Genomic DNA, 9,364 nt, shown 5'->3' on the forward strand with positions numbered 1-9,364 from the left:
GCACCGTCGCTCAGGTTGTACCAATGCTGCATGCAGTGAATACGCAGCATGGTCTCCAGCGGATAGGGCCGTCGGCCATTGCCCGCCTTGGGATAAAACGGCTCGATGACAGCGGTCATATTCTGCCATGGCAGAATCTGCTCCATGCGGGAGAGGAAAATCTCTTTTCGGGTCTGACGGCGCTTAGTGCTGAATTCACTATCGGCGAAGGTGAGTTGATGGCTCATGATGTCCCTCTGGGATGCGCTCCGGATGAATATGATGATCTCATATCAGGAACTTGTTCGCACCTTCCCTAGCTGAGCGCATTTTGCAACGCGGACTGAGTGGTCAAGGTTGACCTTGTCGAATTCAGCCTTCAGTTGCTCATCTGGCTTAGCTTCGTTAACAGTTACCAGAATCCGACTAGCATACTCGCTACCCTTGGCTTGATTGCCTACCATCTTACCCAGTACACGGCCAGCTTTTGATTTCGCTTCAGTCAAACGTTCCTCGCCATTTTCGAGGTAGTCTTTACATGCGATAACAGCAGCAATCTCGGAAGCATGAACTTTCATCACGTCATTCAGTTCGTCACGAGATGGAGAGCTTTCCGCTGATATTGCGAAACTTGATGCATTAATTGCAAATAAACAAACAACCGCATTTAATATTATTTTTCTCATCACAGGTTTCCTTTTTATTGGTTACGAGGCAATGCTGCTTCAGACAGCTGGTAATTCAATATTGATAAGTAGGCCAGAGGTATAGTTGCTGCCGGGATTAACCATTCATACCTGAGCGAAAAGTATGACCACGAAAGTAAAACAACACCAGAGATAGCTGAAAATGCGAACAACGGCCCAATATTCATAAAAGTACTTTTACAAATGACTGGTATACTTTTCAGCAGAGAACCTTTACACCGCGTAACTGTTGGTATGAATAAAACGAGCATTGGCGTAGCGATAAATACGCTCAAAGTGGCAAGGGCGTACATATTGAAATACACTATTAGGTTGGAGTAAGCCAGACTAATGCTTGTTAATGTTGGTTGTTTATATTCAACATGGTTGGTTTCACCCGCAACCGCTGAAGCAATCATAAATTTGACTAACCACAATATTACGATCATTAGTACGGTCAGGAATAATGCATAAACTAACACAACGATAAAGTTGCGTAGTTCTTCCCAGATATTCAATCTTAGCTCTGAGCTTTGATATCGGCATAAGATAGCCGTAAGGTAGAGGGTGAGTACAACTGGCTGTAAGATAAAAAATGCAAGCCCCTCCATTGTCACATTTTTCATGATGAGTGTCAGGAGTCCACCACCAGCAATTATCGGCAAGAATATTGCCAAAATACCATGAAGAGATGCCATTGTTTTCATGGAGGACAACATTATTTGTTTGGTATCTTCGAAAGATAATTTATTGATGAGAAATGCTGACATTGTGTTTCCTCTTCATGTAGTTGGCTCAATTGTCGCATGTTGAAAAATTTGAATAGCATTTAACATCGACAAACTGACGGCTTTTTCTCTATCTCATTTTTTCTGTTCAGTTACGGGTGACGAAATTAACTCGACCAGCTCTTCCTTTCCCCACTATTCATGGGCATCAACGGAGAAAAGTTTTATGGATTCTGCGGTTCCTTCAAAGGCGTTGTCATAGCAACCCAGAATATTGATGTCGTAACCGGGCCCAGCTTCTCGGGTTAAAAGATGCTCCTTTGCGCTCCCTGGCAGTATTGCTATCAAGCGTCCTCCCGGTTTCAGGAATCTCATCGCATGTTGAAAATGTGCAATCCAGCGTGAGTCACTAAATGGAGGATTCATCAGAATTCTTTCAAACAAGCCGGTATTTTCAGGCTTGACCAATAGAAAATCATTAAGGGTGACGTTCCAGCGCAGGCCAGTAATTGCAACAGCTGCGGGGTGTATATCAAAACCAGTAACATCCACCCCCTCTGGTAACCCTTTCAGTAGCGCACCAAGACCGATATTCGGTTCCAGCAAACGCATACCTGAAGCCACCATACATTCATCAATTGCTCGTTTCTGGAGTTCTCCGACCGTTGCATAGAACTGGTGCGTATAGCGGTCAGGTATAGAACCATGTAATGCCAGAAGTTTGAATGCTTCAACGGGGCTAAAGTCAAAGTCATATACTTCTCTATATCTTCTGACAGCACCCAATGACTCCCATATGTTCACCAGTTCTTTTTTCTCACTAACAGACTGGTTGTCCCGCAGGATAAAAGTGTGCGGCCCCGGTGACAGGTGTTTGCCCGCGTTCAAATGGTCAGTGGCATATGATATTAAGGAGTTAACAGCAGAGAATGATATCAACTGCGACCGATATTCATTGGTTTTTACAGTTCTTGCGGAGTTATGGCCGGTGGTGTATCGGCGATCGAGAGGAATGCAGCCTGGCATTAAATGGGATAGTACCAGATTGAGATTGTCACAAGTTTCCTCCTCAATCAGGATATGCACATTGCCGTTAATAAACCCCTTCACTTTAAGACTATCGTTATCAATACTTACCCATTCGCCAGGGTTACTCATCATGTACTCTTTGACCGCAGCCGAATTCACATCCTCAGCACCGCTTCGTCCATACATCAGTCCAATAACCTTACGAAGGTCATTAAAATAGTTGAGATAGTCATAGGATCTGCGGTTATCTCTACTTGGTAAGCAGCTGGCTATGATGAGTTTGTTGCTGAAGCCCTGGGCACGGTTAGTCTTATGCAGAGCGGAGAGCTTTTCAAACACACCATGAACCATCTGGGCGAAGTAGTCTTTTTTCTCTTCATTCAATGCGAATGCGGTAGAAAAGATACTTTCTTCGTTGAAGGGTACAGGCTTAAGCTTCTCAAAATTTGATTCTGATGATTTTCGCCATGCCCTCAATCCTTCGTTCCAGTCATCGTATCTTTCGGTGGGCATAAATGGTTTTACGCCGGTCAGATCGAGCAGCTTTTGCCAGTACTTTTCATCGAGAGCACAGCGGGCCCGTTCTATACAGAACAAATTTTCTACAGCCAGCGTATATTTGATGGAATTGTCACAAGAATCACAGAACATGCGCCATGCTTCATCATGCCGGTTCCGCATCACTGCATCATACATGGCCTGCATGTGCTTCAGTGTTGTGTTGTATTCCACCAGCAGATCGCGCATGGCATTTAGTTTTTGAAAGCCGTCATGTTCAATGAGGCCACTTTGACTGTCTACGGGATTAGCATAAAGGCTGAGGACGTCTGATTCATTTTCATCGTTATTCGCTAATACAGCTGTCGGTAGGTTCATCAGATTTCTCCAAATAGAGAAATTATGAGACAGGTATGGCAGGTGACGAAGCAAATCGACGAACTACATAAGCCGGGATATTTGGGGATACCGTGAAGTACATAGCACGGCGGAAGTCCAAAAAAAGAGACCCCAGTAAGGGGTCTTAAATGAGGTATATATAACTATCAGATCACAGAGCCCGAAGCAGACTACTCAACGTCCTGAATTTCAGGAAGCTTCAACCCTTTCGGATAGAAGATTGTATGAACAGTCAGGTCAGCCAGGAACGTAGATTTGATAATTAATTTTATTATAGGGTTAATACTATCCCAAGAATCGGGCGAATTCCAGATAGTGGCATCACAGCTTTCAGGATACTGGTTAACTCCAGGAGCATGGCCAGCCGTGCAGCGCATTGGGTCGGTTGATTCATGCTCGCATTTAGGGCAAATATAGCGCCGCAGCTGGTGTTCACCTAGGTCTTGGTCAAAATCGTGAGGAGTTTCCCAGCAATGAACATCTTCAAGCTCAGGTAGCCTGGACGGAGTGTAAAAAGCCCACGGCACTTCCGTACCTCGCAGTACCTCAAGTGCGTGTATCACCCGCTCAGGCTCGATTTTAAGCACGTCACTGTATGCTTCTATTCGATCACGTAACAGGCTGGCCATTACAGAGATTGTATGGATATCGATACCGGCTGCTTGAGCGTCCCTTTCCAGCTGCTCAATAACGACATCAATACTTGCTGGTGGTGCAGACATAAATAACTGCGTTGCGGCTTCTTGTCGTGACATATACGAAGGTTCCTTCGGTTACCGGTGACAGTAACCGATATTTTCCCCTCGCTACAGCTGGTCACGAATTTTTTCAGCTTGTACATCGGATACCAGAACACAATCACCTGTTGCAGAATTACAAACGTAATATTTTCCGTCCTGATGCTGCTGTAATTTCAGTTTTGTACCCGTAAGTGACACTGTAACGCCACTTGCTTCAAACTGCCCTTTGTTGGTGATGAAAAAGTTGTTTTTTGCGAGGGTTCCGGCTTTCAAATCAACGCCTCTGATCACTTCACCCAGGTCCCATTCGTTCATTACTGAGCGTTGTTTATGGATCAAGGAGCCAAGACAGACAAACACCACGACACTGATTGCAGCAAGACCCATAAGGTTTTTAAACGAATGGTGGGCTTTCAGGTCAAGCGTCTTCGCTTCTACCAGCTGCTCGGACGTTAACTGGACAGCTCGATTGTTACGCGAAGGACGTTTACGTTGGTTAGCAGTCATGGTTCACCTCTGTTTGAAGGAGAGATAATTTTAAACCTGCCAGTATATAAGCGATCTGAATTGGGTGAAGCGAATCATCAATGCTCATGGCCAGTCTACCCTTCTGATTGGTATCTACGGCTTTGCTGCCTCGGTACTGGTATCCATATCTCTTCCTGGCAAGTTCCAGGCCAGCCAGCATGTACTGGACTTGCTGTAACGATAATGAATCAATTTGCAGAGACTTGAGCCTGTTTTTTTGCTGGCACAGACCAAATAACTCCCTCGACTCGAAATCGTCGGGGTAAGAGTGTAGTAACCCATCAACTGAGCAGGCATTCAACTTATCGAATTCACGTTCAATACCCTCGACCGAGAAATGTCGGTCTCGAACGGACTCGACTCTACATTTGCTGAGCTGGCCATCTGGTGTGGCTACAAATATAGTTGCGCCTTCGGTCAGGTCTCCAGTCCAGTTTGTATGATTAGTCATATACGCTCCGTAATGGGCCTACTAAACAATATTATCACGGCTGAATATTTGACGAAGCAGTGCGCGATACGCGCCATGATAATGTTAAATTAGTCGTTTATTTGATAGCACCATTTTTCTCTGAATACTGTTCAAACCAGAAAACAATGGGTTTCTCTACAATGCTTATCTGGCCGAATCTTTCTGCCGTTCTGAAATTCATACTACTCTTCCGTGCCCTTTCAACCTGTAAACTTATTTGTTTGCGGAACATTTCCAGTGAATATGTTGTTTTGAGCAGATTGCAGGGCGCACAGGCTGGGAAAAGATTTTCTAAGCAGTTGGCACTTTCATTAAACACTTCACCGGTAGCCTTAAGCTTAAATTTCCCTCTGGCCGCAGCTTGCATATCCTGGACGGATTTCCTTAGCACAGGTTCTACGTGATCAGCGTGCCAACCTTTTTCTTTCAGTACCTCGCCACAATATGCACATCGACCACCAAATTTAGCCCTCAGTACTATTCTTTGTTTTTTTGACAGAGACATAATAAATTCCTTGTGGAACTAAGAGAATCGGCCATCGTCTATTGATTCAGCGATGTTGACTGCCAGGGCGTTATCGTCCAAGCCTGACAACGTTTCATAGCGAAAGACAGGAATGTGAGTTCTTTTAAAAAGGGCAATAATGAACTCTCCTTCAGGCTGAGCGCTGATAGCATCTTCATTGATCATTGCTAGCACTAGTTCCCCGGTATGCGCATCGGAGAGAACAAAATCGAACACGAATTCATCTGCGTACTGTTGCGCCTGAAGTACGTCAACCGGGGCAACCGGTTCATCTTCGAGCTCCAGCTCTACTAAGTCCCGGGCAAGCACCTGGGGTGCGATAATGTACTGACCATTGAACACCGCACTCAAGCGCACATAAAGATCCATCAGGACTTTTGGCAATATCGAATTTTTTTTGATGAAGTACTCGCTCAACCCATCAAGTGCGGCGTTCTCGTCGGCATCGGCATTAATATCTGCCTGCTGATCATGCTCGTCCAAAGGTTGCTGAGTTTGTTGTTGTTCTCGTTTTGTTCGACTCGCGTAGATAAGTATGAAAGCTGCAAAGCACACAAATGTCAGAAATATTGCGAGAGCGATTATATATTTTAGAGTCATGGGTTCATTCCTATAGTCTGGAGATACTCAGGCTCCTTGAACTTCATATTTTCGGGTATATGCCGCATCACCTTTTTGATGTATGGTTGTTCAATTCTCTTAAGCGTATCTAATTGAGATTGATAATCCTTAGTTCTCAAATCATGCTCAGCACCCAGTTGTCCTAATAACGTCTGAAGTTTCTTTAAGGCTTTGCTGCACTGCACTTCGGCATTATCCAGCTTTTCAATATTTAACCAGGAGAGAATATCGATAACAGGATTTATAGTCAGATCGACAAACAGATCAAGCGTGTCATCTGGTAAATTTGAATCAATAGGTGATTGCCGGGCAGGCATTTCATCTGCTAATCGCTTAAGCGCACCCATAGCTCTCTTTAACGAACTACTCGCAGAGGATGTGTCTATTGCTGAAAGTATGGATATTGCTTTACTGGTAGTAACCATATCCAGAAATTCAGTTGTGGAAGCACTATTACATTCATCCTTTGCTGTTTTTAATAGTTCACGGGCATTTTCTGCAAGTTTGAGTCGTCTGCCTGACTCGTTATATTTTATCTGAGCTTCTTTCCAGCAGTTGACTAGATGCTGATAAATCTCACAATCTGGTGATTTCGAAATTTCTTCCAACGAGGACATAACTACGTATTGAAGAAAGATGCTCCTGCATTTTGGCAGCAGCAGGTTAAGATGCAATTCACATTCGTTCAGCTTTTTTCGCGCCGGTGTCTCTCTGAAGAGACCAATAAATAGCGCCCACAATGAAAACTGACGATCTCTTGTCTCTTTAACCAACTCTTTAACTGCCAGGGCTCGGGCAATGTTAGCATTTTCAACCTGGCGTGATAACTCTTGGAGTTCTGTAGCTGTAATCATCTCTCAGCCCTTTAATGGAAGGTTTTTTCTGGTTGTTTGGCTTCTGCCGCGACACCTTGTTGTTCGTCTGACGGCGTTGTGATGAGTCCTGGGCTTTCACCCCCGAGGGCTTTTATCATTGTGTCCAGAACCTCCATAACAACAGAGGTAAACAAAACGAAATCGGCATCAAATCTTTGGGCGTGATCTTCTGGCGAAATGTCATCGTTCTGTTCAATAAGTTCTTCCGTAAAGGTCAGTCGTGAAAAGATGAAATTGTCATTCAGGATGAAAAACATCTGGTTCATCCAGCCCAGTGCAACCTTTGTCACAAGCTTTCCGGCCTCGATGTGATGAGCGATCTCATCACATATCAAATCCTGGCGTTTTGTTGTAACGACCCCCCCGTTTTCGAGCACATCTTTGAGCGTGGCTTCGTCGCATAAAGCTAGGCCAGGCGGCAGACTTCCTGTTTTGACCCACTCTGTTAACGTCAGTTCTACCGGCGTTTCCAGCGTGAATGGGATAATTGGAAGTGAGCCAATAGTTTTACGTAGCAAAGCTGTTACATCATCTGCTTTTTTATGGCTGGTGGTCTCAACAAGCAGTAGACGTGATTTAGTATCCACCCAAATGTTTGTAGTGCTGTATTTGCTGAAAGCCTTTGGTATGAGCTCAGCGAGCACGGCATCGTTGACGGCCTGGATCTCCATTTTCTTTAGCCTGCGGTTTTGCTCTTTCTCCAGTTTCTGAACCCGGGTTCGCACAATTTCTTTGATGGTCGCGGGAGGAAGTATTTTCGATTCGTGCTTAACAGTCAGAAGAATGAGATTATTCGACTCATGCTTTAACAGCTCGACATCTTCACCCAATGGCGGGATCCATCCTGACCGTGCCATATCATTAGGCCCGCAGGGAGTGTATTTCAACTCACTTAACTGTTCATCCAGCTTGTCTAATTCCAGAGCTTTTTGGATGCGGTAGACTACAAGGCTTTTGGGTTTAAATTGGCTCATCGTGGCCCTCAGCTGTTGCTTGATTAATTTTAATAAGGTCAGAGACACGCTCGCGGATCACGACACACTCCCAGTAAGTTAGAGGCTTAGAGCTCAGCACTTGTTTAAACTGCGCCACGGCAATATCAGGTGCTGTCCGATATTGTTCGGCGATATCCTGACAAAATTTCTCAGTCTCTGGGTTATGCAGCTTTTCAGAACAATGGAAGCGTTTCATGCCGCAGCTCCCTTTTTCGAGTTATCCGCTAATTTGACCGCGAAGATTTCTGAAGCTTTTTTCCCATCCCCGCTGCCTTTAAATATGCTTCTCCGGGCAGTCACACCATGAATAGCGAAGGCTTGATAAAGCTCACGAATATCAGGCGCATCGTGGCATGATGCGATGACATGAACCCCGCGTTCAGGCAGCAACTGGAGCAGTTTGGTAAGCTCAATCTGCATAGCGGGTGTAAAACCGCTGGCATGGTAAGCCGTGAATCTGCCGGGATTAACATATGGTGGGTCGCAATACACCACATCACCCGGGCGGGCCATTGATAGCGTGGTCTGGAAGCTGGCGCAAAGTAAAGTTGCTGAGGACATTTTCTCAGCCATTGCGTATAACTCTGTCTCTGGGAGATAGGGGTTGGCGTAATAACCCCAGGGGACGTTAAAGATGCCTTTCCGGTTGTATCGGCATAGTCCGCGATGGCCAAACCTATTCAGATAGATAAACAGAGCAGCTTGAGTGTCACTTGCACTATCATGATTATTGAACTGGCTTCGCAGCTCATAATAGGCGTCCTCAGAACGCCCGAGACAGTAAAGGCGTTTAAGCTCAGAAAGTACCTTTTCAGGCGACTTAAAAATACTCTGGTATGTATCGATCAGGTCGCTATTAATATCGGCCAAAATGTATTCTGGGTAATTCGTATTCATCATTACAGCGCCTGAACCGCCAAAGGGCTCAATAAGCCGACCACCTTTCGGTAGTACATGCTTAAGACTTGCCATAATGTTGTGTTTGGCTCCTACCCACTTCAGAACGCTTTTCATTTCATTCTGGCTCCAGAATATTAGGACGCAGTGATCGCGACCAATGGGAGCGAGATGGCATATAGCCATCCCGTCAGGAAGCTTGTTTTAACGTTATCACGCCCATGAAATTGGCTATTTCGAAAAGGCCGACAAAACGAGAGCGTTTTGTCAGACACGGACAGGCATGATGATGTCGTAATTGTTTTTGTTTACTGAAATCAATATGCCGGTCGTTGTATCACGCAAAGCAATCTGTGCGGCTTCTCCTTCTTCCGAACACGCCCCCAGGCTT

The 9,364-nt window shown here is 45.1% G+C and carries 13 protein-coding genes; all 13 read right to left on the reverse strand.

Features of this window, described 5'->3' with window-relative positions; genetic code table 11:
* Positions 1-227: IS5/IS1182 family transposase (locus HMPREF1144_RS30440; RefSeq protein WP_009655000.1), on the reverse strand; the 227-nt coding region annotated here is incomplete at its 3' end.
* 45 nt (positions 228-272) lie between these two features.
* Complete coding sequence (locus HMPREF1144_RS30445) at positions 273-665, reverse strand: hypothetical protein (RefSeq protein ID WP_032951328.1); 393 nt, start codon at positions 663-665, stop codon at positions 273-275.
* 14 nt (positions 666-679) lie between these two features.
* Positions 680-1,435 carry a hypothetical protein gene (locus HMPREF1144_RS30450; protein ID WP_009654999.1) on the reverse strand — a complete coding sequence of 252 codons (756 nt, stop codon included), beginning with the start codon at positions 1,433-1,435 and terminating at the stop codon, positions 680-682.
* A 153-nt stretch (positions 1,436-1,588) separates the two neighbouring features.
* Positions 1,589-3,298 carry a DUF4942 domain-containing protein gene (locus HMPREF1144_RS30455; protein WP_007372173.1) on the reverse strand — a complete coding sequence of 570 codons (1,710 nt, stop codon included), beginning with the start codon at positions 3,296-3,298 and terminating at the stop codon, positions 1,589-1,591.
* Positions 3,299-3,489: 191 nt separating this feature from the next.
* Positions 3,490-4,074: a hypothetical protein gene (locus tag HMPREF1144_RS30460; RefSeq protein ID WP_032951326.1), complete on the reverse strand. Its 585-nt coding sequence runs from the start codon at positions 4,072-4,074 to the stop codon at positions 3,490-3,492.
* Positions 4,075-4,125: 51 nt separating this feature from the next.
* Positions 4,126-4,566, reverse strand: a complete 441-nt coding sequence (locus HMPREF1144_RS30465) for a hypothetical protein (protein WP_223226831.1) — start codon at positions 4,564-4,566, stop codon at positions 4,126-4,128.
* A complete protein-coding gene (locus HMPREF1144_RS30470) occupies positions 4,556-5,038 on the reverse strand; it encodes a hypothetical protein (protein ID WP_032951323.1) in 483 nt (160 codons plus the stop codon). The genes HMPREF1144_RS30465 and HMPREF1144_RS30470 overlap by 11 nt, the downstream gene beginning before the upstream one ends.
* Before the next feature lie 97 nt (positions 5,039-5,135).
* Positions 5,136-5,564 carry an HNH endonuclease gene (locus HMPREF1144_RS30475; protein ID WP_032951321.1) on the reverse strand — a complete coding sequence of 143 codons (429 nt, stop codon included), beginning with the start codon at positions 5,562-5,564 and terminating at the stop codon, positions 5,136-5,138.
* 18 nt (positions 5,565-5,582) lie between these two features.
* Positions 5,583-6,185, reverse strand: coding sequence for a hypothetical protein (locus tag HMPREF1144_RS30480; protein WP_223226832.1), 603 nt, complete (start codon positions 6,183-6,185; stop codon positions 5,583-5,585).
* On the reverse strand, positions 6,182-7,060 hold the full coding sequence (locus tag HMPREF1144_RS30485) for a hypothetical protein (RefSeq protein ID WP_009654998.1): 879 nt from the start codon (positions 7,058-7,060) through the stop codon (positions 6,182-6,184). Before HMPREF1144_RS30485 ends, HMPREF1144_RS30480 begins: the two co-directional genes overlap by 4 nt.
* Positions 7,061-7,071: 11 nt before the next feature.
* Positions 7,072-8,055 (reverse strand): recombination-associated protein RdgC, encoded by a 984-nt coding sequence (gene rdgC, locus HMPREF1144_RS30490; protein ID WP_007372167.1) that lies wholly within the window; start codon positions 8,053-8,055, stop codon positions 7,072-7,074.
* The gene (locus tag HMPREF1144_RS30495) at positions 8,042-8,272 is read right to left on the reverse strand and encodes a hypothetical protein (protein WP_007372166.1); all 231 of its coding nucleotides are present in this window, start codon (positions 8,270-8,272) and stop codon (positions 8,042-8,044) included. Before HMPREF1144_RS30495 ends, rdgC begins: the two co-directional genes overlap by 14 nt.
* Entirely contained in the window at positions 8,269-9,090 is an 822-nt protein-coding gene (locus tag HMPREF1144_RS30500) for a DNA adenine methylase (RefSeq protein WP_007372165.1), read from the reverse strand. The genes HMPREF1144_RS30495 and HMPREF1144_RS30500 overlap by 4 nt, the downstream gene beginning before the upstream one ends.
* Positions 9,091-9,364 lie beyond the last annotated feature (274 nt).

Source organism: Klebsiella sp. OBRC7 (genome assembly GCF_000293135.1).
Classification (GTDB): Bacteria; Pseudomonadota; Gammaproteobacteria; order Enterobacterales; family Enterobacteriaceae; genus Klebsiella; species Klebsiella michiganensis.

What these genes read in the sequence shown, in the direction of transcription:
- HMPREF1144_RS30445 (WP_032951328.1), bottom strand. Translation starts at nt 665, where the DNA reads ATGAGAAAAATAATATTAAATGCGGTTGTTTGTTTATTTGCAATTAAT.
- HMPREF1144_RS30450 (WP_009654999.1), bottom strand. Translation starts at nt 1,435, where the DNA reads ATGTCAGCATTTCTCATCAATAAATTATCTTTCGAAGATACCAAACAA.
- HMPREF1144_RS30455 (WP_007372173.1), bottom strand. Translation starts at nt 3,298, where the DNA reads ATGAACCTACCGACAGCTGTATTAGCGAATAACGATGAAAATGAATCA.
- HMPREF1144_RS30460 (WP_032951326.1), bottom strand. Translation starts at nt 4,074, where the DNA reads ATGTCACGACAAGAAGCCGCAACGCAGTTATTTATGTCTGCACCACCA.
- HMPREF1144_RS30465 (WP_223226831.1), bottom strand. Translation starts at nt 4,566, where the DNA reads ATGACTGCTAACCAACGTAAACGTCCTTCGCGTAACAATCGAGCTGTC.
- HMPREF1144_RS30470 (WP_032951323.1), bottom strand. Translation starts at nt 5,038, where the DNA reads ATGACTAATCATACAAACTGGACTGGAGACCTGACCGAAGGCGCAACT.
- HMPREF1144_RS30475 (WP_032951321.1), bottom strand. Translation starts at nt 5,564, where the DNA reads ATGTCTCTGTCAAAAAAACAAAGAATAGTACTGAGGGCTAAATTTGGT.
- HMPREF1144_RS30480 (WP_223226832.1), bottom strand. Translation starts at nt 6,185, where the DNA reads ATGACTCTAAAATATATAATCGCTCTCGCAATATTTCTGACATTTGTG.
- HMPREF1144_RS30485 (WP_009654998.1), bottom strand. Translation starts at nt 7,060, where the DNA reads ATGATTACAGCTACAGAACTCCAAGAGTTATCACGCCAGGTTGAAAAT.
- rdgC (WP_007372167.1), bottom strand. Translation starts at nt 8,055, where the DNA reads ATGAGCCAATTTAAACCCAAAAGCCTTGTAGTCTACCGCATCCAAAAA.
- HMPREF1144_RS30495 (WP_007372166.1), bottom strand. Translation starts at nt 8,272, where the DNA reads ATGAAACGCTTCCATTGTTCTGAAAAGCTGCATAACCCAGAGACTGAG.
- HMPREF1144_RS30500 (WP_007372165.1), bottom strand. Translation starts at nt 9,090, where the DNA reads ATGAAAAGCGTTCTGAAGTGGGTAGGAGCCAAACACAACATTATGGCA.